18 protein-coding genes are annotated in these 22,063 nt (G+C 62.5%); 9 read left to right on the forward strand and 9 right to left on the reverse strand.

The features are described from left to right. Nucleotides 1-107: 107 nt before the first annotated feature. From imuA to DTA15_RS13345, 3 genes are read left to right on the forward strand one after another with little or no spacing between them, the layout of a single operon-like run. Nucleotides 108-824: a translesion DNA synthesis-associated protein ImuA gene (gene imuA, locus DTA15_RS13335; RefSeq protein ID WP_006493623.1), complete on the forward strand. Its 717-nt coding sequence runs from the start codon at nt 108-110 to the stop codon at nt 822-824. Further along, on the forward strand, nt 745-2,223 hold the full coding sequence (locus DTA15_RS13340; protein ID WP_012493831.1) for a Y-family DNA polymerase: 1,479 nt from the start codon (nt 745-747) through the stop codon (nt 2,221-2,223). The genes imuA and DTA15_RS13340 overlap by 80 nt, the downstream gene beginning before the upstream one ends. 6 nt (nt 2,224-2,229) lie before the next feature. Further along, nucleotides 2,230-5,379, forward strand: a complete 3,150-nt coding sequence (locus DTA15_RS13345; RefSeq protein WP_006482121.1) for an error-prone DNA polymerase — start codon at nt 2,230-2,232, stop codon at nt 5,377-5,379. Between the two features lie 988 nt (nt 5,380-6,367). Here the strand turns inward: DTA15_RS13345 and trfA are convergent. The 3 genes from trfA to DTA15_RS13365 all read right to left on the reverse strand — a co-directional run bounded on the left by trfA (nt 6,368) and on the right by DTA15_RS13365 (nt 9,587). Beyond that, complete coding sequence (trfA, locus tag DTA15_RS13355) at nt 6,368-7,225, reverse strand: plasmid replication initiator TrfA (RefSeq protein WP_006482109.1); 858 nt, start codon at nt 7,223-7,225, stop codon at nt 6,368-6,370. A 725-nt stretch (nt 7,226-7,950) separates the two neighbouring features. Continuing rightward, complete coding sequence (locus DTA15_RS13360) at nt 7,951-8,916, reverse strand: ParB/RepB/Spo0J family partition protein (protein WP_006482114.1); 966 nt, start codon at nt 8,914-8,916, stop codon at nt 7,951-7,953. Beyond that, complete coding sequence (locus DTA15_RS13365) at nt 8,916-9,587, reverse strand: nucleotide-binding protein (RefSeq protein ID WP_006482119.1); 672 nt, start codon at nt 9,585-9,587, stop codon at nt 8,916-8,918. Before DTA15_RS13365 ends, DTA15_RS13360 begins: the two co-directional genes overlap by 1 nt. A gap of 516 nt (nt 9,588-10,103) precedes the next feature. Here DTA15_RS13365 and ligD point away from each other — a divergent pair. The 6 genes from ligD (at nt 10,104) to DTA15_RS39435 (ending at nt 16,316) form a co-directional block, all read left to right on the forward strand. Next, nucleotides 10,104-11,072, forward strand: a complete 969-nt coding sequence (ligD, locus tag DTA15_RS13370) for a non-homologous end-joining DNA ligase (protein WP_077176027.1) — start codon at nt 10,104-10,106, stop codon at nt 11,070-11,072. 120 nt (nt 11,073-11,192) lie between these two features. Then, entirely contained in the window at nt 11,193-11,435 is a 243-nt protein-coding gene (locus DTA15_RS13375; RefSeq protein ID WP_006482117.1) for an antitoxin, read from the forward strand. Next, nucleotides 11,432-11,842 (forward strand): type II toxin-antitoxin system VapC family toxin, encoded by a 411-nt coding sequence (locus DTA15_RS13380; RefSeq protein WP_006482112.1) that lies wholly within the window; start codon nt 11,432-11,434, stop codon nt 11,840-11,842. The genes DTA15_RS13375 and DTA15_RS13380 overlap by 4 nt, the downstream gene beginning before the upstream one ends. A gap of 299 nt (nt 11,843-12,141) precedes the next feature. Beyond that, complete coding sequence (locus DTA15_RS13385; RefSeq protein ID WP_006493602.1) at nt 12,142-12,501, forward strand: hypothetical protein; 360 nt, start codon at nt 12,142-12,144, stop codon at nt 12,499-12,501. 159 nt (nt 12,502-12,660) lie between these two features. Continuing rightward, nucleotides 12,661-12,978, forward strand: coding sequence for a hypothetical protein (locus tag DTA15_RS13390; protein WP_006493600.1), 318 nt, complete (start codon nt 12,661-12,663; stop codon nt 12,976-12,978). A 473-nt stretch (nt 12,979-13,451) separates the two neighbouring features. Further along, on the forward strand, nt 13,452-16,316 hold the full coding sequence (locus DTA15_RS39435) for an IS1096 element passenger TnpR family protein (RefSeq protein ID WP_020980055.1): 2,865 nt from the start codon (nt 13,452-13,454) through the stop codon (nt 16,314-16,316). Nucleotide 16,317: 1 nt separating this feature from the next. On the opposite strand, the gene DTA15_RS13400 is transcribed toward DTA15_RS39435, so the two are convergent. From DTA15_RS13400 to DTA15_RS13425, 6 genes are all read right to left on the reverse strand, one after another. Further along, nucleotides 16,318-17,472: an amidohydrolase family protein gene (locus DTA15_RS13400; RefSeq protein WP_006485696.1), complete on the reverse strand. Its 1,155-nt coding sequence runs from the start codon at nt 17,470-17,472 to the stop codon at nt 16,318-16,320. Between the two features lie 46 nt (nt 17,473-17,518). Continuing rightward, entirely contained in the window at nt 17,519-18,232 is a 714-nt protein-coding gene (locus DTA15_RS13405; protein ID WP_006485698.1) for an NUDIX hydrolase, read from the reverse strand. A 32-nt stretch (nt 18,233-18,264) separates the two neighbouring features. Next, the gene (gene murB / locus DTA15_RS13410; protein ID WP_227743145.1) at nt 18,265-19,140 is read right to left on the reverse strand and encodes a UDP-N-acetylmuramate dehydrogenase; all 876 of its coding nucleotides are present in this window, start codon (nt 19,138-19,140) and stop codon (nt 18,265-18,267) included. Beyond that, the gene (locus DTA15_RS13415; RefSeq protein ID WP_306172479.1) at nt 19,106-19,987 is read right to left on the reverse strand and encodes a carbamoyltransferase C-terminal domain-containing protein; all 882 of its coding nucleotides are present in this window, start codon (nt 19,985-19,987) and stop codon (nt 19,106-19,108) included. The genes murB and DTA15_RS13415 overlap by 35 nt, the downstream gene beginning before the upstream one ends. 20 nt (nt 19,988-20,007) lie before the next feature. Continuing rightward, nucleotides 20,008-21,128 (reverse strand): IS3-like element IS407 family transposase gene (locus DTA15_RS13420; RefSeq protein ID WP_102896096.1). Its coding sequence is split into 2 segments (ribosomal slippage): nt 20,008-20,870 and nt 20,870-21,128, totalling 1,122 coding nucleotides; the frame shifts between segments, so codons are not numbered across the junction. Nucleotides 21,129-21,490: 362 nt separating this feature from the next. Further along, entirely contained in the window at nt 21,491-21,682 is a 192-nt protein-coding gene (locus DTA15_RS13425) for a hypothetical protein (protein ID WP_006481585.1), read from the reverse strand. Between the last annotated feature and the right edge of the window lie 381 nt (nt 21,683-22,063).

A 22,063-nucleotide genomic window follows, 5' to 3' on the forward strand; every position in this document is an offset into this window, starting at 1 on the left:
ATCGTGAATCGCTAGTTCTTGCAATGTCGGGGACTTTCACCCCTTGATCTCTACCGGTCTCCCGGCGCACACTGTACAAACATACAGTATTTTGCGTAACCGACCCCATGCACCCCGCCCTCGCCCATCCTGAAGCCATACATCCGGCCCTTTGGCGCGCCAGTCAGCTGGCGCGCCCGAGCGTGCGCGGCGTCGACACGGGCCATCTGGAACTCACGGCCGAACTGCCCGGCGGCGGCTGGCCGGCCGGCGCGCTGATCGAATTGCTCGCGCCACAGCCAGGCATCGGCGAGCTGCGGCTGCTGGCGCCGGTGCTCGCGCGCACGGCCGGCAAGCCGGTCATGCTGATCCAGCCGCCGCATGCGCTGCAACCGCTGGCGCTCGCGTATTGGGGTATCGATCCGTCCGGCTTCGTAACGCTGCCGGCGCCGCGCACGGCCGACGCGCTGTGGGCCGCCGAACAGGCGCTGCGCGCCGGCACGTGCGCGGCCGTGCTGCTCTGGCAGTCGCATGTCCGCGCGGACGCATTGCGGCGGCTCAACCTGGCTGCGCAGAGCGGGCAGGCCCTTTTCTATCTCTTCCGGCCTGTCGCCGCCGCGCGCGACGCGTCGCCGGCACCCTTGCGGCTCGCGCTGGCGCCGAAGCGTGACGGCATCGACGTCACGTTCCTGAAACGCCGCGGACCGGCACGCGACACGCCGCTGTTCGTTCCCCTGTCCCCCTCGCCGATTTTGTTGAACCGCCATGCAAGTCTGGATCGGCGTGCATCTGCCGCACCTCAACCTCGAAGTGTTCCGGCCACGATCGCCGGCGCCGTCGCCTGACGATGCGCGCGGACTCGTCGTGCTCGAGGGCGGCCGCGTCGTGGCGCTCGATCGCGCCGCACGTAAGCTCGGCGTGGTCGCCGGCATGCGCCGCGGTGGCGTGCTGTCGCTCGCGCCGGACGCGCAGATCCGCGAGCGCGACGCCGCGCGCGAGCGCGAACTCGTGCTCGGGGTTGCCTATGCGCTCCTTCAATTTACGCCAAGCGTCGTCGACGCCGACGAGGACGTCGTGGTGCTCGACGTGACCGCGAGCCTGCGCCTCTTTCACGGACTCCGCGCGCTGCGCCAGCGCGTGCGCGACGTCGTCGCGTCGTTCGGCGTCACCTCGGCGATATCCGTCGCGTCGTCGGGCCCGGCCGCGTGGATGGTCGCCCGCGGCCTGCGCGGCGGCCTCGCGCTGTCTGCGCGATCGCTGCGCCGCGCGCTCGCGCGCGTGCCGCTCGTCGTCGCGCCGGACGCGCGGCGCTACGCGAACTGGTTTGAGGATCTCGGCTGCGAAACGCTGGCCGATCTGCAGCGCTTGCCTCGCGCCGGATTGAAGAAGCGCTGCGGCACGCAGCTGCTCGACTGGCTCGACCAGGTCGCCGGCACCGCGCCGGCCGCCTACGACTGGCTCGAAATGCCGCCGTCGTTCGACACGCGCGTCGAACTGATGGATCGCGTCGAGCACGCCGAGGCGCTGCTGTTCGTCGCGCGCCGGCTGATCCTGCAGCTGACGGGCTGGCTCACCGCGAAGCAGCTGGACGTCGCCGCGTTCGCACTGCTGCTCGAGCACGAGCGCGGGCGGGAGGCGATCGCGCCGACCGAGATCGAGATCGCGTTGGGCGCCCCTACCCGCTTCGAGGAACACCTCACGCGGCTCGTCAAGGAGCGGCTCGGCCACGTCGAGCTCGCCGGGCCCGTGATTGCGGTGCGCCTGGTCGCCCGCAGCGTGCAGGAAGCGGCCGCGCCGAGCGACTCGCTATTTCCGGAGCCCGGCGGCACGCCGCAGGACCACGCGCGGCTGCTCGAACTGCTGACTGCGCGGCTCGGCGCCGAAAACGTGCTCGTCCCGGCTCCCATGGCCGACTACCGTCCGGAGCCGGCCGCCCGATGGGTGCCGATGCGCGACGCGCCGAAGCCGGCGCCGCTGCCGGCGGATCTGCCACGCCCGGCGTGGCTGCTTGCCAAGCCGGTGCCGCTGCTCACGCGCCAGCATCGCCCGTTCTACGGCACGCCGCTGCGCATGGTATCGCCCGGCGAGCGCATCGAAGGCGGCTGGCAGGACGGGCAGACCGTGACGCGCGACTACTTCGTTGCCGAGGACGACCACGGCGTCTGCTATTGGATCTACAAGGAGCGGCCGACAGCTAGCGACGAGAGCGAAGCGCGCTTCTTCCTCCACGGCCTGTTCGGCTGATCCGTCATGGACGCCGGCAGTTTCGGCGCCCTGCCCGCCTACGCGGAACTGCAGGTCGCCTCCGATTTCTCGTTCCTGCACGGTGCATCGCGCGCGGAGGAATACGTCGCGCGCGCGGCGCAGCTCGGCTACAGCGCGATCGCGATCACCGACGAATGCTCGCTCGCCGGCGTCGTGCGCGCACACGTCGAAGCGAAGTCGGCGAACATGCCGCTGATCATCGGCTCGCACTTCCAGCTGACGGCCGCCGACGGCTCATCCGCGCTCGCCTTCACCGCGCTCGCGATGAATCGCGACGGTTACGGCAATCTCTGCGAATTCATTTCGCTCGGTCGCATGCGCGGTAAGAAGGGCTCGTATCGACTCGCACCGCTCGACGTCGACCATCCCGAAGCACCATACGCACACCTGCGCGGCTTGCCGGATTGCCTGGCGATCCTGTCGCCCGACTTCCCCGCCAACGAGCAACGCCTTGACGCGCAGGTCGAATGGTTCGCGCGCGTGTTCGGCGATCGCGCATGGATCGCGCTGACGCTGCACGCACGCGCGATGGACGACATCCACCGCGGCGTGCTCGAGCGCGTCGCCGCGCGTCACGGCGTGCCGGTGGTGGCCACCAGCTGGCCGCTGATGCACGTTCGGTCGCGCAAGCCGCTGCAAGACGTGCTGACGGGAATTCGCGTCGGCCGACCGGTAACGGAGTGCGGGTACGAGCTCGCACCGAACGCGGAGCGTCACCTGCGATCGCGCCTGCGGCTCGCCAACCTCTATCCCGCCGGCGCGCTCGAGGAAACCGTACGCGTCGCGCGGCGCTGCACGTTCTCGCTCGACGACCTCAAATACGAGTATCCCGACGAACTGGTACCGGCCGGCACTGACCCGGCGACGTACCTGCGCGAGCAGACCTACATCGGCGCGCGGCGGCGCTTCCCCGCCGGCATCCCGGTCGACGTCCAGGCGCAGATCGAGCACGAACTGCAGCTGATCGCGGACATGCATTACGAGGCGTATTTCCTGACCGTTTACGACATCGTGCAGTTCGCGCGCGAGCAAGGAATCTTGTGCCAGGGACGCGGCTCGGCGGCCAACTCGGCGGTCTGCTATTGCCTTGGCGTGACCGAAGTTGACCCGTCACGACAATCGATGCTGTTCGAGCGCTTCATCAGCAAAGAACGCAATAGTCCACCGGACATAGATGTCGACTTCGAGCATCAAAAACGCGAAATCGTTATGCAGTATATCTACCGCAAGTACGGCCGCGATCGCGCAGCGCTGACGGCCGCCGTCACGACGTACCGGCCGCGCAGCGCGTTGCGGGAAGCCGGCAAGGCGCTCGGCGTGGATACGGCGATCGTCGAGCGAGTGGCAAAGCAGCATCACTGGTTCGACTCGCGCGCCGATCTGCTGCAGCGGTTTGCCGAGGCCGGCCTCGATCCCGAGGCGCCGCTCAACCAGCAATGGGCCGCGTTTGCCGCGCAGCTGCTCGGCTATCCACGGCACCTGTCGCAGCACTCGGGTGGCTTCGTGATCAGCCGCGGCAAGCTCACCCGGCTCGTGCCTGTCGAGAACGCAGCGATGGAGGATCGCTCGATCATCCAATGGGACAAGGACGATATCGAGGCCCTCGGCATCCTCAAGATCGACGTCCTGGCGCTCGGCATGCTGTCGATGGTGCGCCGCGCGCTCGACATGATCTCGGAAAAGCGCGGCGAGACTTTCGAACTGCAGGATATCCCGGCCCAGGACAAGGCGACCTACGACATGCTGTGCGAAGGGGATAGCATGGGCGTGTTTCAGGTGGAATCGCGCGCGCAGATGTCGATGCTGCCGCGCTTGCGGCCGCAGTGCTTCTACGACCTGGTGATCGAAGTCGCGATCGTGCGCCCGGGCCCGGTGCAAGGCGGGATGGTGCATCCGTTTCTGCGCCGGCGCCAAGGGCTGGAGCCCGTCACGTTTCCGTCGGAGGGCATGGAGAAGGCACTGGCGCGCACGCTCGGCGTGCCGATCTTCCAGGAGCAGGTGATGCAGGTCGCGATGCTGGCGGCCGGCTTCTCCGCCGGCGAAGCCGACCAGCTCCGCCGGGCGATGGCGGCATGGAAGCGCAAGGGTGGGCTCGAGCCGTACCACGAACGTCTCGTGAGCGGTATGCTCGAGCGCGGCTACGATCGCGAGTTCGCCGAGTCGATCTTCGCGCAAATCAAGGGCTTCGGCGAGTATGGCTTCCCGGAGAGCCACGCGGCGAGCTTCGCGCTGCTCGTCTACTCGAGCGCATGGCTGCGTCGACACGAACCGGCCGTGTTCCTGGCCGCCCTGCTCAACAGCCAGCCCATGGGCTTTTACACGCCGTCGCAGCTGCTGCAGGACGCGCGGCGCCGCGGCGTTGAGGTACTGCCGGTCGACGTCAACGTGAGCACATGGGATTCGGCGATCGAAGGGTCGACGACGTCGGCGCCTGTGCGCCTCGGCTTCTCGCTGTTGCGCGGCATGCGCGAGGATGTCGCCGGCCGTATCGAACTCGCACGCGCAGCGCGGCCCTTCGTCGACGTCGCGGACCTCGCGCGCCGCGCGCAGCTCGATCGGCACGACCTGCAGGTGCTCGCGCGCGCGAACGCGCTTCGCTCACTCGCCGGCGGCAACCGGCGCGCCGCGCTTTGGCTCGCGGCCGCTGCCGTGCCTGATCGAGATCTATTGCGCGGCACCGAACGCGACGACGCAGTGCCGGCGCTGCCTCAAGCATCGGAGGGCCACGAGATCGTGACGGACTATCGAGCGATGGGCTTCACGCTCGGCCGGCATCCCCTGGCGCTACTGCGCGATCGCCTCGCGCTCGATCGCCTGCAGTCGGCCGAGCAGCTGGCGACATTGCGCAGCGGCCAGCTCGCGCGCGCGTGCGGATTGGTCACCGTTCGGCAACGTCCGGGCACGGCGAATGGTGTGCTGTTCATGACGCTCGAGGACGAGACGGGCCAAGTCAACGTGATCCTCTGGCCCGGCCTGCTGGAGAAGTTTCGAAAGGATGCGCTCGGCGCTTCGCTGCTGGCCGTGTACGGCGTATGGCAGGCCGAAGGTAAGGTGCGGCACCTGATCGCGAGCAAGCTCGTCGACCGGACCGAGTTGCTCGGTGCACTGCCGACCACGGCGCGGGAGTTCTGTTGATCGACGAACGGAAGCTCAATCAAATGCGACTTGACGAAGCTAGTCCGGTCATTTTTCGGACTTAAGCAACTGATATGTCCCGCTGTATTGAAGGTGTGCGCCTTCAACGGGTGGCTGTACCCACACCGCATTTCCTTCGACTGCGGTACAGGTAGAGGACGCGGTCATCTGCCCACTTTGATGACGTCCAAAAGGATCGCTCGAGACAGATATAACAAGTCGAGGGAAATTCGAACATACGAGCAGCCGCTGAGACTTCACTGACGACAGCAAAAACGTCCGCTCAATTCGACCTCGATCAATAAGGAATCGACCCGAGCCTCGAACGAACACGGTCGCGTCATCGGCTGATGCCGATTCAACATAGTACATCCCGCGATTTGAGAGATTGCCCTGAAATCCTATGTACGACGGCTTCCCGTCCTCGTAACACCAATTCTCCCAATGAATCGACGAGCAATTCGGAGCCCCCTCGCATCCGCTTGAAATCTCAGCCCTAGGAACGAACGTATCCAGGCACGACCCAGATGCAACGTCAATGACGCCACTTTCTCCGTGGGCTTCGACGTTCAGATAGATGGGCTTTGATGCGCCGTCAATACAAGTCCTCGCGCGTAAAGGCGACAACCCGTCGTTCAATTTAAACGGAGTTGGCTTCATATGCGGCGGATCGCCGATGTGAAAAGCCTTAAAGGGTGCCTCAATCCGAGGCGCCCACGGCGGACGAGCACTATTAGGACCCAATCGACACACGGAAGCCGCTGATACCGAGAAGCTTGCCATGCATGCCAGTATTACCACCAACCTTTGGTCGTATCGGCCACCGCCCATTTGTCTGGCGCTCCCTTGGACGAGCAAAAAAGCAAAAAACCGGGCTTGCAAGCAAGATTACTTCTTGATCTTAATCCATCACGAATACAGCAGACCACCAACACCAGCGATCCTCGTCGGACTACGATTGCAGCCGTTTACCTTTGCCACTCGCACTTCAGGCCGCTATAGCACCGCGTGACGATGCTCGTACAACATGCACAAGGTCAGACTTATCAATGGTCCAACTGACCAAGAAGCCTTCTTTCACGAGCTCGTCGAGTGCCTTCTTCAAGTTCGCGCGAAAGTGGAACAACTCTTTCGTCTGCGAACCGCACTGACGATGAAGGAAACGGACGGAATGCGCGAAAGGCACTGCATGCGTGTGGTAGTACGTATGCAACCACTTCGACAACTCATATCGCAGTCGCTGACGCTGCTCGCGGGCCAGCCGCGTGTAGTCGTCGTCAGAGAATAGCGCAACGATTTCGGGTTCCACGTACGCGACCCATCGCGTCTTCCCGTCAGTTCCCGTTTCGGTGCCTTCCTTCCACAGGAATTTACGGATCAGCGACCCGACAAACCCCTTTTTATTGCCCGTGAAGCGAACCTTGACTTGCCCCGCCTGCAGCCGCTCCAGCGTCGTCACGAGCCTGTCGTAACACTTTACCGACGTGCCCCAGCCAAGCGACTTCAACACACTGTAGCCAGTGAATTCCACCTTCTCGTTCAGCTGAGTATCCCGGGCCAAGTGAAGCACTTCAAGAAAGACGTCCGCGTCGTCCTGTCTAAGCTCTTCCCCGCTAAACGAAATTTCGACGCCATCAACGCTTGCGATCAGCGCCTTCTCCATTCGGCTACGCGGCGCATTCGATTTGTTCACGTTGAACAGAGCCGAGCGCGCGAGGGCGTTTGGCATCCCACGAACGTTCGCCGGCCACAGTGGAATCTGTGTCGGATGAGATTGCGTTTCCACACCCGCGCTGCTAGCGCGTGCTGCGATCGCTTTCACCTGGTCGACGATGGAATTTGCCATGCGAGAAGTATAAGTACGTGAATTGCGCCATCAAGACCCTTGTCTCGTCTCTCCAGCGATGGTTCAGCAAAAAAACTACGGGACTATCGTGCCTCCAGCGATGTACCACGGCGCATTCGTCACTGCAGCGATGTTCCTCGTTCCTCCAGCGTGATGTCCCTATCGTGCTTCCAGCGTGGTCAATCGTGCCTCCAGCGAGGCAACACTCGTATCGCCAGCGATGCCACTATCGTTCTTCCAGCGAGCGGCCCTTGCAAAAAACGCCTTTACAATCAATCCGCTACCACTGTTGTCCACAGCGCCTAATCTTCTTTTAATCTTTTTCTAATCGACCTATCCATCGTTGTAAGCACGATACCTATGCGCCAACAGAGCAGCGTCGGCATGGCAAATCATCGCTGGAAGAACGACAGTACAGGACAGAGAGGGCATCTCGACCATCGCTGGAGGAACGACCGCGCCCTATCAGCATCGCTGGAAGAACGACACGACACCGTCAAGCTGCCCCCCGAGCAAGGTGAGTACACACTCTCACGCTCATGCCCGTCCCATATAGAGCATCGCTGGAAGAACGTCACCCTCCATCGCTCCAGAGACGAGTCCAAAATACTAGGTAACGCTGGCTCCCATCGCTGCATAACCGATAGTCGTGTGTCCTGCCCGGTCACGTGAGCGATGTCCTCCAGCGTCATCCAGGAGACACTCTTCACGGTCTAACAGTCGCCCTATTCCTTTGGAAAAAGGGCCAAGATTTTTTCGCTGATCTCTGCCGCGACGTCCGGAGCCAAACCCTTCAGCTTCAACTCGATCCGGCCATCCTCCTCGAACGACTTGAACTCTCCCTTTGCCCCACGGAACGACAGTTGCTCGCGCGTAGACCGCGGCCGCTTAACCGTCCCTTTTGCCGCAGCCTTTCTGCGAGCGGCGACGTCGCGGTACCCGATCCCGGTCTTAGCAGCATCGAGGACGAGTTCGAGGGTCTCCTCTTCCCCTTTCACTTCCCAGAACTCCCGAATTGCGTTCAGCATTTTGAGAGAGAGAAGTTCCGGATACTCGGCGGCGGCTTGAACAATCCTGCTTGGCAGTTGAGCGAGCGACAGAGTCCGACTTACATGGTCTTCCCCGAGATTGAGCGCTTTGGCCAAAGCCACTTGTGTCGGATAAATCTTCCGCGAAAGCAGCTCTTTCCACTTGAGCGCGTCATCGAGCGGGCTTTGATCCTTACGCTCCACGTTGGCAGCGCGCGCTTCCTCATACAGTTCCCGCTCACTTGCTGGTTTAGGACGAATCTCTACCCGCAACGTCGGCAGCCCGGCCGCTCGAGCACCACGAAGGCGCCTCTCTCCGTCAATGAGCACGATGTCGCCTGCTTCATCGACATACGCGCTCGCCGATTGGCCTTGCCCGCGGGCCGTTAGGGACTCTGCCATCTCGGATACAGCAGAAGCTGTATAGATGGCTCTCGGATTGACAGAATTTGATTTAATTTTGCCAATTGGAACTTCATATGTCTGCCCAATTTCGTACTTCGTGGCACCTTGGCTCGAGCCAACCTCTCCGCCCCTAAGCTGCGAGATAGTCGCCAACGACGGCGCCATGCGCGGATCGCCGACGATCGGAGCCGACGAAGCTGCTTCCTCCACTGCGGCAACCCTCTCGACCGCTACCGCTTTTTTCCGAAATGTAGCCATTATTCGACCTCCGCCCCGTTGATCCGCTCAATGATTTCCCGATAGACCGCCTCCATCTCATCGATCGCCTTCTTCGACCGATCACGGCCCTTCAGCTCATGAACGGCCCTGCCGGTCTTGCCGGTCGCACGCCAAGCTTCTCTCTGCGGAATCTGGGAATCGAAAACTCGAATGTCTTCGCTTTTCAAATATGCCCGCAATTCCGCAGTCGCCTTCGATCCTTCTACCGGCGACACCCGAGTGAGCACCACGTATGCTGGGATCTCACCGCTTTCATGCCGCGGCCCCATGTCTTTAAGGGTCGCGAAGACATTCAGGGTCGACTCCACTTCTTGTTGATCAGGCCCGCAGGGGACCAGCACGAGATCGGATAACAGTGCGCATTCGAGCATCGTCCGATAGTTCTGCGCGCCGATGTCAACCACGACGAGGGTGTACTTGTTGGCAAGGTTTGCCAGTTCCCGGGCCGGATTAGCCGGGAGAGCGAGCACTGGAATGGCAGGTGTAACGCCCTCCTCGTTTCGAATTCGCGACCAACTCATCGCAGACCCCTGCTTATCAGTATCCAGAAGAACGACATCCACGTCTTCCGCGGCAGCCAGGGCTGCAATGTGCGTTGCTAACCGCGTCTTAGCAACACCTCCTTTTTCCGCCCCAATCGTGATGACCATTTCACCTCCACTGGAAAGTGTTTGTTTCAACGATCGGAGTTTTATTCTTCAGTCAAAATAAGTCAATCAAATAGCTATATTTTTTTGTGGCCTTTACAAAATGTGGTCAAGGAACAACGTTCGGAGCAAAAATGCCACCGACTTGGCCCGAGCCACGATCGCAGATCCGATGTTGGATGATTAGCCATGAACCGCACTTCTAAACAGTCTTGGCTCGAGCCAAGACCGGTTTCTATAGGGAGTCTCACAAGATGTCCAAGGGTTGGCTCGAGCCAAGATCCCACGGAAGCAGCTCATTGAGATTGGGGTGGTTACGCTTGCCACCGACCCAAAGAGTGCATTCGCCCTCTGTACGGCCGATCTTGGCTCGAGCCAAGACCGGCCTGGCCTAGTCAAATGCCCCATGCAACGGGCATATAGATTGCCCACATACCTGCAAAGCGAGGAGGGCATATGGGGCGGTGGACAAGTGAGCGCGGCATCCGTGCCCGGACGCCAGTAGCCAGAAATGGACGCATGCCGGAATTCATCGAGCCGTCGCTTGCTGTGCTTGCTGCAGAACCCCCAACGTCGGGAGAGTGGGGATATGAGATCAAATTCGACGGCTACCGGATGCTCGCGCGTATCGACGCTGGTGACGTTCGAATCTTCACCAGGAACGGCCACGACTGGACCGCCCGACTACCGCACCTGAGGTCAGTCCTTGAACGATTGCCGGTCAACCGTGCATGGATTGACGCGGAGGCCGTCTGGTTCGATACAGAAGGGCGCCCAAACTTCAACGGCCTGCAGAATGCGTTTGATAGACGTCGAACTGCGGGGATTTCGCTTGTCGTCTTCGACCTGATGTGGCTTAACAACAATGATCTCCGGCCGTGGACGTGGCGTGAACGCCGCGCCACGCTGACGAAGCTCGTTGCCGAAATTCTCGGGGACGAGGTGCGCTTCTCTGAGGCGATCGATGCCGACCCTGACGCCATGCTGGCCTCGGCGTGTGCCCTCGGCCTAGAGGGAATCATGGGCAAGCGGGTGGACGCGCCGTATCGCTCAGGAAGATCGGACCGCTGGATCAAACTCAAATGCAGTAAACGCCAGGAGTTCGTCATTGGCAGATTTTCGCGCCGTAAGGGCGCCACCGGGGGCGTGCGAGCGGTTCTGCTCGGTGTGTACGAGGAGGGCGGACAGCTGCGTTACGTCGGACACGTCGCGCCGCGCTTCGCGCCCCGCCAGGCACGGGAATTCGAAGACCGCCTTCCATCCTTGGGCCGCAAGCGCTCGCCGTTCGTCCGCGCGCCGGAACCCGAAGCCGATCGCGAGTTCCACTGGCTGAAGCCGGAGCTCGTTGCCGAAGTAGCGTTTCTCGAGTGGACGCCGACCGGACAGTTGCGTCATCCGTCGTTTCGCGGGCTGCGCGACGACAAGCCTGCACGGACCGTGACCCGCGAAGACCCACTTGAACTGAAACGGGCCCGCAACAGCAAGTGATTTACTCCAAGCAGACAGACCGATCGATCGATGCGCCGACATCGACATGAGTGCATTGCGAATTCGCGTCGGCTTGTATATGCTGTGGCATATGCCATCCTGTTTGAATTAGAGGTCCCCATGCCAACCCATGACACCCGCCACGCGCGCCTGTTTCGCAACGGGCGAAGCCAGGCCGTGCGGATCCCGCGCGAATTCGAATTGCCGGTCTCGGAGGTCACCATCCAGCGGGAAGGCCGCCGCTTGATCATTGAGCCCGTGGAGGCCGCGCCCTTGCGTGAGCTGTTCGCCCAATGGGCCCCGCTGGACGAGACCTTTCCGGACATCGAGGACCTTCCCGCTGAACCGGTCGACATCGAATGACGCTGTACCTGCTCGATACCAACATTTTGTCGAACGTGATCCGCGACCCGCGCGGCGCATGCGCCACCCGGATCGGAGAAACCCCGCCGGAGCAAGTGTGCACCTCGATCGTCGTCGCGGCGGAACTGCGGTTCGGCGTCTGGAAGCGTGGCTCTTCGACGCTCGCGCAGCGCGTCGAGCAGCTGCTCGCAAGCCTGACCGTGTTGCCGCTGCAGCCCGACGCGGACCGCTGCTACGGGCGATTGCGGGCCGAGCTCGAGAAGCAAGGCCAGTTGATCGGCGCCAACGACATGCTGATCGCCGCGCATGCGTTGGCCGTCGACGCGGTCCTGGTCACGGACAATACGGCTGAGTTCACCCGCGTTGCCGGGCTGCCGGTCGAAAACTGGCTGCGGCCAGCGACGTAACGCTGCGTGGCGGCCGCCCGCGGCACGATGGGCGCCACCGACGCACGACAGCGCGCCTGAGAACAGAATAGGAGCGGGGATGAACGGATTCGGCGGTGCGGCGATTTTTGCCTTTTCATTGACTGTCGGGTGCCTCGCGCTCGGCTGGAGCGTACCGGCGGGAGTAACGTTCGCGGCGTGCATCGTGTGCACGGTCAATGCGTCCCGGGGCGAGCAATAAGCGCCAGCCGACCGCCGGGCGCACCAGGTATGCCGATCGCCGTGCCGCGATACGTGGGCGTGGCGAAGGAGATGGCGAAGTGACCCACCCAATGACGGCTGTCCAGCAGATGTTCCTCGAGTGGTGCATCGGCTACATGAAGTTCCGGATCGCCGACGCGATGTCGGTCGGTCTGATGTCCCTCGAGGCCGAGCGCTACGATGCGCTGTGGACCATGCTGCAAAAGGGGCGGTACGGCTTCCTCTGCGACGACATGATCGAGACCGGCCGGCGCCTGTTTCCGGATCCGCCGAACGCACCGGAGGGTTCCGGGCTCGACGCGGCCTACGAGCACGTGTGTACGGCGCTCGACGACTGGTTGCCGAGCTTCGTCATCCCGCCGGGCCAGGTGTCGTTCCTGCCGGACCCCGAACTGCCGGACGATGAGCCCGCTGCGTGAGCGGCCGGCCCGGGAAGTAGAGCGCGAAAATCGAGAACAGAAGCGGGTCGGGCGATCCGACACGATCTATAAGGCCACGCTAAGGTCTAGTTAAGGATTTGATTGACAGCCGAGAAGCGGCCTGTATAATCGTCGAAAACATCCCAGATGGAGGGCGAAATGCCGCTGAACAAAGATTACCTGCAGGGCGCGTACGACGCGTTCGTCAACAGCGCGATCCAACGGGTGGCCCGTTCGGGCGACCAGGTTTACCACTTCAATATCCCGGCGAACGAGCTGAAGGATGCGTTTGGCCTCGAGCGCTTGCGCGACGAGACCGTCACGGAAGTGCGCAACTTCTTCGCGCGCAAGGGCGTGGATGCCGACTACGAACAGGGCGAGGGCTTCGACATCACGCTGGACCTGAATCGCGCGTCGTTGAAACCCGCCGATGCGCGCAACCTGGCGATCGCGCTGGAGGTCGAAAGCGGCCACTGACCATGCAGACCCGGCTGCGGCCGGGTTTTTGTGGCGCGTCGTCAATGCCGATAACTCCTCTGAGCGGCATTGACTGCACGACCCGCCCCCGATTCGGGGCGAGCAGGGCGTCCAGCCCGGATAGGCGGCTTGCCGACTGAAACGGACCTTGTCGACGGTACGGCAGCGTCTATACTGGGTTCGGCGACCGCTGGCTTGGACGGCACGGTCGCTGTAGTTGGGTTGAATGCGGGCTGTCCATGGCGTTGGGCGGCCCGATTTTTTTTAGCTTGGCACCTTGTCTGCTAATTCACATTAGCAGTCTGCTGTTTAATGGCTAAAATAGTAGTATTGCCATTTGCTAATATAGGGGCATATCAAGATGATGGGCCGGTTCCCCCAGGCGCGACGGCGGCCGCCGCGATCGGCGCGGGTCGAACCACGCGCGCGCCACGATGATCGCGTGAACGGTCCGCCCGGGCGGGAGCGGTCGGATGGCTAACCGGCCGCAAGCGGTGACGGTGCCGCCGCCGGCGACCTACACGCGCACCGACTTCGCGGCGCTGCGCGCGCGCATCCAGGGCATCCCGGCGGCGACTATCGCGCGTCGCTTCTACGACGTCGAAGACAGTGCAGTGCCGGCCGAGGCCGACGCGGTCGAGCAGCATCTCATGACGATGCGCGACGCGCTGGTGCGCCTGGCGCTGCTCAATGGTTCGGCGGCGCTGGCCGATCACTTGCGCGCGTCGATGCGGCAGCACGGCGAGGCGAAACTGACCGCCTTGACGCTTCGAATGGTCGAGGACGCGGCCAAGCTCGCGGCCGCCGCGCCAGCAGCCGACCACGCGGTTGCGCTGTGGTTCCGGCCGCTCATCGCGCGGCGGCTGGCCGGGGAAGGGATCGCGACGCTGGGCGAGCTGGTTGCGTACTGCAATCGGCACGGCGGCAGTTGGTGGCGGTCGGTGCCGCGCATCGGCCCATTGCGCGCCAGGACGCTGGTTGCGTGGCTGCGGCGGCACGAGACGACGCTCGGCGCGCGGGTCGACGCCGACGTCGACACGGCGCCGCTCGCGCCGGCGCCCGACCGCGCGATCGTGGTCGGCCCGGGCAGCGCGGCACTCGCGCCGCTTGAGCGACTGGCTGCGCCGGTCGAACTGTCGGGCGCGGGCGGCACGAACCGCGCGGTTGGGTTCCCGTTCATTCACGCCGAGCACGATCTGGCTGCGCTGCATGCGTGGCTCATGCGCTATCGGGATCGGCCGGCGACACTGCGCGCGTACACCCGCGAGGTCGAGCGCTTCGTGCTGTGGGCACTGAAGGTGCGCGGCATCGCGGTGTCGTCGCTACGGGTCGAGGACTGCGAGGCCTATAAGGATTTCCTGGGGCATCCGGCGGCGGACTTCTGCGGCCCGAAGCGCCCCCGCGTGAGCGGCCGCTGGCGGCCGTTCACCGGCTCACTGTCGGCCGACAGCCAGGCCTATGCGGTGCGCACGCTGCGCATGGCGTTCGACTGGCTGGTGAAAGTCCGCTATCTGGCCGGCAACCCGTTTAGCGCCGTGACGCTGCCGGCGACCGTCACGCGCGAATGGTCGCTGCAGGTCGAGCGGGCGTTGCCGGCCGATCTGCTGCGCACGCTGCGCGACACGCTCGATGCGCGCTGCGCCCGACCGGACGAGGACGCCACGCAGTGGCGCATCGCGCGCGCGGCGATCGGCCTGATGGTCGATTCGGGCCTGCGCCGCGCCGAAGCGGCGTGCGCACGGCGCAGCGGCCTGAAACGCGTGGATGGCATCAAGGGGCAAGCGGTGTGGACGCTGACGCTCATCGGCAAACGCAGCAAGGTGCGCACGGTGCCGGTCAGTCCGACGACGCTCGCGGCGCTGCGCGCGCACTGGGCCGATCGTGGGCTGATCTGGGACGACTGCCGGGCGCGGGCCGATGACAACGACGTGACTGATGATTCCGCGCCCGACTGGCCCTTGCTGGCACCCCTGACGATTCCCGGCACAGCGGCCGCGCAGGCGCGGCATGAAACCGGCGCCGAGACTTACGCGCCCGATGCACTCGGGCGCCTGGTGCGCACCGCGCTGCGACGCCTGCAGGTCGAGCTGCAGCGCTGGGGCGTGTTGTCGCTGTGGGACGCGGCGCAGCTGCAAAAAACCAGTGCGCATGCGTTGCGCCATACGTTCGGCACCGACGCGACCGCGCGCGGTGTGCCGATCGACGTGGTGCAGCAAATCCTCGGCCACGCGTCGCTCGCCACCACCTCGATCTACGTGAAGGCGCAGCAGCAGCGCGTGCTCGAGGCGGCCCTCGATTATTACCAGCAACAGGCGCGAGCGGCTCCCACCGAATCGGCGACGGCGCTCACGAGTTCCATGCCGCAGTTGATCCGTGATGACGAAGCGGGCGACGCCTTCAGTGCGCGCGACGATGACGAGGTGGCCGGGATGCGGGCCGCGCCGATCAAGCTCACGCTGCGTGTCGAGAACGTCGCGCCAGGCGGGCGGGGGCGGGCGCGCACGATCCGCGCGCTCGAGCGCGGCATCCTCGCTGATCACGCGGCCGAACGCATCGCGCCCGGCGTGTACGCGCTCAAGGTGCGGCACGAAGACGAGGCGGCGCTCGACGCGGAGCTCGAGACGCTGTTCGACGAGATCCGCGACGAAGCGCACCTGCACAATTGCGTGGCCGAGATCGATGCGCAGTGGGTCGGCACGGCGCGCACGTGGACCTATCGGGTGCCAGCCGGCAATGTGATTCCGTTTCCGGGCGGTGCCGGTAATTCCCGTGCGCCCGCGGCGGTGCGCGACGCCGCGTCCGTGCCGTCCGGCCCGCGCGTGATGCGGTTGCGGATCAGCCTGGAGGGGGTGGAACCGGCGATCTGGCGTCGGCTCGAGGTGCCGGCCGACATTGCGTTGGATGACCTACACGACGTGATCCAGGCCGCAATGGGCTGGCACAACCGCCATCGCTACGGCTTTGGCCTCGCCGGGGCGATCGGGATGCTACCGCCCACAGCGAGCGGCGCGGCCGACGTGCGGCTCGAGGCAACCGGCGGTGCCGGGTCATCGTTCACGTACACGTATGACCTGGATGACGACTGGCGGCATGTTATCGAGATCGAGGCCGTGTCCATCGCGGCGCCGGAGGTGCGCACCCCGCGGTGCGTGGCCGGCGCCCGTGCCTGTCCGCCCGAGGACTGCGGCGGTCCGGCCGGCTATGCGGCGCTGCTGCGCACGCTTTCCGGCCGAATGACTGATGACAAGCGCGAGTTGCTGGCATGGCTGGACGAACCCTTCGATCCGGAGGTATTCCGGGTGGCAGAGGCCAATGCGCGGCTCGCATCGCTTCGATGAGTTATACGTGTCCCGCGGATGCGACGGGTTGCCCGTTGACGTAAACGGCTAACGGCCGGGAGCGCGTAATACACCGCATGAACAGGTCGCTTGCGGACTGCCCCCGCGATGACACAGCTTGGACAGAGTCGGCATAAAACAGCAGATCGGCGCGTTGGCCGAGCGCAATCTTGCCGAGATTATCCAGCGCCAGCGACTGGGCTCCTTTCCACGTCAGCATATCGAAAAGCTCGTCGTTCTGATACCTCCAGTCGGAGGACTGTTCGCGCGCGAACAAGCGGGTCGCAAGTTCCCGATCAATCGCGGAATATCCCTGCCGTCGTATGCTATTCCAGTGATGGGCATCGCATGCGACGATTGCACACGCGGATGCATTCATCAGCCGCCAGTCGACTCGATTGAGCGACGAGACCGGGAACGCCATGACATGGCGATCGAGAACTCCCAGATTGGATAGCAAAGAGACACTGGAACAGCCATACGCGTCATGGAAATCGGAGATACCGTCTCCGCCGGCGTCGAGCCGAATGACCAAGCGGGACGCTTGGTCCTTTACGATCTCATGCAACGCCACGAGCAGCGCGGGTGACGCACCGAACTGTGAGCCGATCGCAGGGAACACTGAGACGCGCGAACCGGATGTACAGCGCTGCGTCTGGCGAAACCCGTGGATACACGCGCCGATCGACATGGTCACCGGTCTGTGTCCTCGGCCCACCCACCTATCCCTCAAGACATGGTAGAAGACGGGACGGATACCGAAGGCACCGACCGTTTGAGCATCCTGCGCCACATTTTCCGAAAAGATCCCTACGGTGGTGAATCCCGAGGCTACCGCTTGTCTGACGTAGTCGTACAGGTTTGCACACGCACTCTCCGCATTCAGTGACGCGCAGATGAGTCCCGGCAAGCAAAGCAGACCGCGCGCATCGCGTCGGATCGAAGCATGCGATGTCCCGGGCTCGCAGACGCCGACGATTTCTCCGGCGCAAATTTCAATGTCGGCTTCTCGCCAGATATGGCGATCGCTGTCGAAGTAGGTGGCGCGTTCGATGACCCAGCACGCGCCAGACCGGATGGCCTGTATCGCTTTAGGATCACCCGAAAATGCTCGCCACTCGCTTGCGCCGTGACGCACCGCTGTATCCGCATGCATGGTGGAAATTTTGTGCGAGTGTTGGTCGTTCGAAAGTAGCTTGTCGTCACAGTTTCGGTGCAGCGAAAATCTTTGCGAAGTATTCCCGTTGAACGGCTGGCAAGTTGAGCCCAGCAGCGTCTGCTGGATCCTTGATAAACGCGATGCTTGACAGCTCAGGATCGGCCTGACGGTCTAAGAACGATGCGATTCGTCCCGAGACTTCGGATCGGGACCACCTCAAACGAGCCTCTTTAAAAAACGCGCAACGCACGTCGTTTTCGACTCGAATCCATCCGTCGACCAACTCGTAGTCTGCCCGAGTCAAGCCGGTTTCTTCTTCAACCTCACGCGCCAGAGCACGTTCCAAGGCAACCGTTCCGTCCGGCAGAACGTCGTCGTCATTCAATGTCCCGGAGGGAAAGTAGGTCAGACCGGCATTCGAGGTATGCGACGCCATGGTGCCCAGTACATAGAAATCGTCTGATGTCCTAATTGCTGCGATTGGAAAGCAAAGCTTGGCGCTCCTGTCCGGATGGTCGAGTTCTCTCCACGCCATGAATGCCGCGTAGGTAGTTCGAAGCAGGTTCACCCGCAACGATCGATCATCGCCGGAGGTGCCGTGAGACATCAGTACCGGGCCGTTGAATATCTTGGGTTGGCTCTCCTTGAGGAAAGTCCAGACCCTGGCAATGTCTGACGAACGTGCAGTCTCGAAATTCCAGCGAACTTGAGGATCAAGTTTGGCCGATACGGACGAGTATCTTTGAAAAATTCCCATTCATTCCCTCGACAAAAAGGTTCGTTCCACCTCTACAGGATTCGCTGTTCGACTTCCGCCTCGACATTGAAGTGTTTCCACATCTCGCTCCGCATGAAGTCGATCAACTGGCAAATGTCGTTCGCGCGTCCGGGACGCCGAACAACGATGAACCCGGCGTGCTTGGGCGAAATCCGTGCTGTGCCGATGGTGAGCCCCTTGTGCCCGAGTGCCTCGATCATTTCACCGATTTTCATCCCGTGCGCTGGTCGTTTGAACACGCTCCCAGCGTTCGGTTCCGAGCCGGGAAATCGCTCGCGCCTGAGCGCGAGATTAGCCAGTCGCCGGATCCGGAGCTCGTGCGGATCGCCATCATGTAGTCGGAAGTACGCGCCGAGTACCACGTACGCGCCGTGCTGGAAGCCGGAAGATCGGTATCCCCATTCGCACTCGGACCGATCGAGTTCGATCACTTGCCGGGTGTGGATCGCATAAACCCGTACCGATTGAACGACACTGGAAATGTCGTCCCCGAATGCTCCCGCGTTCATCACTATGCCTCCGCCAACTGAGCCCGGAATGTTTCCCAGAACCTCGAATCCGGCCAGTCCGAAGCGCTCGCATGCTAACCCGACCCTACGAAGGCTGGCGCCGGCATCGGCATACACAACATGTTCGGCCAGCCGCGTGACGGCGCCGAAACGACGACCGAATTTCATGACGCGAGGGTAGCGTGTCCGAGACAGAATCACGTTGCTGCCATGGCCGAGAATCGGAAACGACGCTGCACCGCCGCGCTCGAACATTTCAGCGACGTCATCCGCGCAGCGCGGCAACAGCAGTTCTTCACAGGTCGAGGCAAGCCGATACGAGTTGGCGTACTCGAGATTGACCTCACGCAATATTTTCGGGCAGTCCATGGCGGTCATTTTTGGTCAGCAAGTAGGGCCCCAGCGCAAGCGTTCGGAGCCCAGATCGAACGAAAACTGAAACGGCATCTTCCGGCGTTTCAACAATCGGTTCGCCATGGATGTTGAACGAAGTGTTCAGTACGGCGGGAATACCGGTCAGCGCGTGGAATCGTGCGACCAGTCGGTAGTAAGTTTCGTTATCGTCCCGCCGCAGGATCTGCGCACGCGCGGTCTTGTCTTTCGGATGAATCGCTGCGGCAAGCAACTTGGCACCCTCGGTGGTCGTATCGAAGGAAATCATCATATGCGGCGAGTGTGGGATCGCTTTGGTCGCCAACAATTGATCGACACCGATGTCGAGTACCGAAGGCGCAAAGGGCATCCAGAAATCACGAGACTTGATGGCCGAATTGATTTCCTGGAGATTACCGATCGAATCCGGGCGACTAAGAATCGACCGATTGCCAAGCGCCCGCGCGCCGAACTCGGCACCTGCTGCAAAACGGGCGACGATTCTTCCCGCCGCCAGCTGTTCCGCCACGGCGTCTTCAATGTCCTTCGGTCGATCTACGGTCACGTCAGCCCCCTTCACTGCGTCAAGCGCACGCTCGTATGAATCGGACCCGTAGCGCCGGCCACAGTAGATGTCGCGCAGACCGCCTTCCGGAGATACGTCGAGCTTTGACGAAAGTGCCCACGCGGCCCCCAGGCTGTTGCTTTCGTCGCCACACGATGGAATGACGTAGAAGTCTGCGATTGACGGATGTTGGCTCAGGTGTTGATTTAGCTTGACGTTCATGAAAGCACCTCCCGCCACCGCAAGCGAGTCAGTTCCGAGTGACCTGCCCCCATCAATAGGGCCAATGGGCTTCTAGCAAAGTCCCTTTAAACCAACTCCTGGAAAGCGGCAGGAGTATCCGCGGTTGCCCGATGTTTCGCCGCAAACTCTGACGGCGCAAGGTAGTTCAGTGCGCTGTGCGGCCTTTGCTCGTTGTAGTCCTGACGCCATGCCGCGATGACTGCCCGAGCATGCGCGAGCGTCGTGAACCAGTGCTCGTTAAGGCATTCGTCGCGGAACTTGCCGTTGAACGATTCGATGTACGCATTCTGCGTTGGCTTGCCCGCCTGAATCAACTTCAGAGCGACGCCGTTCGCATACGCCCACTGGTCAAGCGCGCGGCTCGTAAATTCGGGGCCCTGGTCTGTTCGCACCGCCTTGGGATAGCCACGGAAGCGAGCTGCGCGGTCCAATGCCCGAGCGACATACAAACCTGAGATGCCATGGTCGACAACGATGTCGACAGCCTCTTTCGTGAAGTCGTCGACGACGGTCAGGCACTTCACGCGCCGGCCGTTGGAAAGCGCATCCATCACGAAATCGATTGACCACACCTCGTTGGGGGCGCCCGGCAATGCCAGTTGCTCGCGCTCAATCATTACGCCGTGGCGCTTGCGACGGCGCCGCACAGCCAGCCCTGCCTCACGGTACAGGCGATAGATGCGCTTGTGATTGGCGTGCGTGCCTTCGCGTTCCACTAGGGCGTGCAATCGGCGGTAGCCGAATCGACGACGTTCGTGTGCCAACTCCACCAGACGCGCCGCTAGCACCTCATTCTCGTGGTCTGGCTTCGCGTCGTAATGCAGCACGCTGCGAGAAAGCCCGACAAGCCGGCAGGCGCGGCGCTCGGAGATGTTGACCTTCCCCCGAATCGCCGATACTGCTTCGCGTTTGGCTTGCGGGCTCAGGGCTTTCCCTTGACGACGACCTTCAACGCTTCCATATCGAGCATTGCTTCGGCCAGCAGCTTCTTCAGCCGGGCATTCTCCACCTCGAGGTTCTTGAGCCGGCGGGCTTCCGAGACCTCCATGCCGCCGAACTTCGCACGCCAAGTGTAGAACGACGCATCACTGAACCCGTGCTTCCTGCACAGTTCCTTGACCGGCATACCGGCCTCGGCTTCCTTCAGAAACCCGATGATTTGCTGTTCCGTAAAGCGCTTCTTCATGTTCGTCTTCTTCTCCGAAAACGAACTTTACTAGACTCCGGCTGGCCCTGTTTGCAGGGGGCAGGTCAGTCACAACGGTGCTCGGCCGACGCTCCGAGCGCGATTGGGCATCTGAGTGAGCGGTTCTCTGCAGGCGCTGAGAAGAATGCATGTTGTTCCGGTTCGGTCACAATCGATCTTTCTGCTTCGCAGATAGCTCGCCCTGCGAGAACCGCACACCTGAATTTCGTGCGCAACCTTCCCTCGCCACTCTGCTTACCTGCAGTACCGAGATTGCCCGCGTCGTAACGAAGATTTTGCAAGCTGGCGTTTTTCGCTCGCCCATTGTCCGTCGTCCCCGGACTCGGACGTCGTAGCGCTAACTAAAGATTGCGATGAATCAGCTTCCGATTCGCGAGCGTATCGTTCAGCAGGCGGTCCCGATTCCCGACATCTTGCAGCTGCCGGTGCGCATTGAAATCGCTCTTCCGCGGTTCCGCGAAGTGTGTGCTGTCGGACGCGATAAAGGCGGGCGCATAAGCCTTGGCGGCGGCGATCGTGCCGATCTCGCGCACGCGTATCTCCTCGGCTAGCCGATTCCGAAACGTTGGAAGCGCGCGCACGGCTCGTCCCGAACCAAACCCGCCCAGCCGCGCTCACGACGCCCGCGACCAAGCGGCGAAACTGCTGCGTCGCCAACTCCAGCCGTTCTGTCGTCCGTCGCGGCTTGAGTTTCCCGTCCGTCACGTCCCGAATGACCATATCGGTATCGGTCGACCTCGCGCATCGTTATCGCGATCCGGCCTGTTGTAGGCATCGCGGCCCCCGGTACCGGACAGACGTAGCCGAACAGCAAACGCGGCTGGAACGCGGGCATTTCTATGTAGCCACTACAACTTGTCCCGTCGTTAGTATCTGTTATGTAAAATCATTCGGATTGCTATCAAATAAGGTGA

Origin of the sequence: Burkholderia cenocepacia (genome assembly GCF_900446215.1) — a bacterium.
Lineage (GTDB): Bacteria > Pseudomonadota > Gammaproteobacteria > Burkholderiales > Burkholderiaceae > Burkholderia > Burkholderia cenocepacia.

What these genes read in the sequence shown, in the direction of transcription:
- imuA (WP_006493623.1), top strand. Translation starts at nt 108, where the DNA reads ATGCACCCCGCCCTCGCCCATCCTGAAGCCATACATCCGGCCCTTTGG.
- DTA15_RS13340 (WP_012493831.1), top strand. Translation starts at nt 745, where the DNA reads ATGCAAGTCTGGATCGGCGTGCATCTGCCGCACCTCAACCTCGAAGTG.
- DTA15_RS13345 (WP_006482121.1), top strand. Translation starts at nt 2,230, where the DNA reads ATGGACGCCGGCAGTTTCGGCGCCCTGCCCGCCTACGCGGAACTGCAG.
- trfA (WP_006482109.1), bottom strand. Translation starts at nt 7,225, where the DNA reads ATGGCAAATTCCATCGTCGACCAGGTGAAAGCGATCGCAGCACGCGCT.
- DTA15_RS13360 (WP_006482114.1), bottom strand. Translation starts at nt 8,916, where the DNA reads ATGGCTACATTTCGGAAAAAAGCGGTAGCGGTCGAGAGGGTTGCCGCA.
- DTA15_RS13365 (WP_006482119.1), bottom strand. Translation starts at nt 9,587, where the DNA reads ATGGTCATCACGATTGGGGCGGAAAAAGGAGGTGTTGCTAAGACGCGG.
- ligD (WP_077176027.1), top strand. Translation starts at nt 10,104, where the DNA reads ATGCCGGAATTCATCGAGCCGTCGCTTGCTGTGCTTGCTGCAGAACCC.
- DTA15_RS13375 (WP_006482117.1), top strand. Translation starts at nt 11,193, where the DNA reads ATGCCAACCCATGACACCCGCCACGCGCGCCTGTTTCGCAACGGGCGA.
- DTA15_RS13380 (WP_006482112.1), top strand. Translation starts at nt 11,432, where the DNA reads ATGACGCTGTACCTGCTCGATACCAACATTTTGTCGAACGTGATCCGC.
- DTA15_RS13390 (WP_006493600.1), top strand. Translation starts at nt 12,661, where the DNA reads ATGCCGCTGAACAAAGATTACCTGCAGGGCGCGTACGACGCGTTCGTC.
- DTA15_RS39435 (WP_020980055.1), top strand. Translation starts at nt 13,452, where the DNA reads ATGGCTAACCGGCCGCAAGCGGTGACGGTGCCGCCGCCGGCGACCTAC.
- DTA15_RS13400 (WP_006485696.1), bottom strand. Translation starts at nt 17,472, where the DNA reads ATGCATGCGGATACAGCGGTGCGTCACGGCGCAAGCGAGTGGCGAGCA.
- DTA15_RS13405 (WP_006485698.1), bottom strand. Translation starts at nt 18,232, where the DNA reads ATGGGAATTTTTCAAAGATACTCGTCCGTATCGGCCAAACTTGATCCT.
- murB (WP_227743145.1), bottom strand. Translation starts at nt 19,140, where the DNA reads ATGACCGCCATGGACTGCCCGAAAATATTGCGTGAGGTCAATCTCGAG.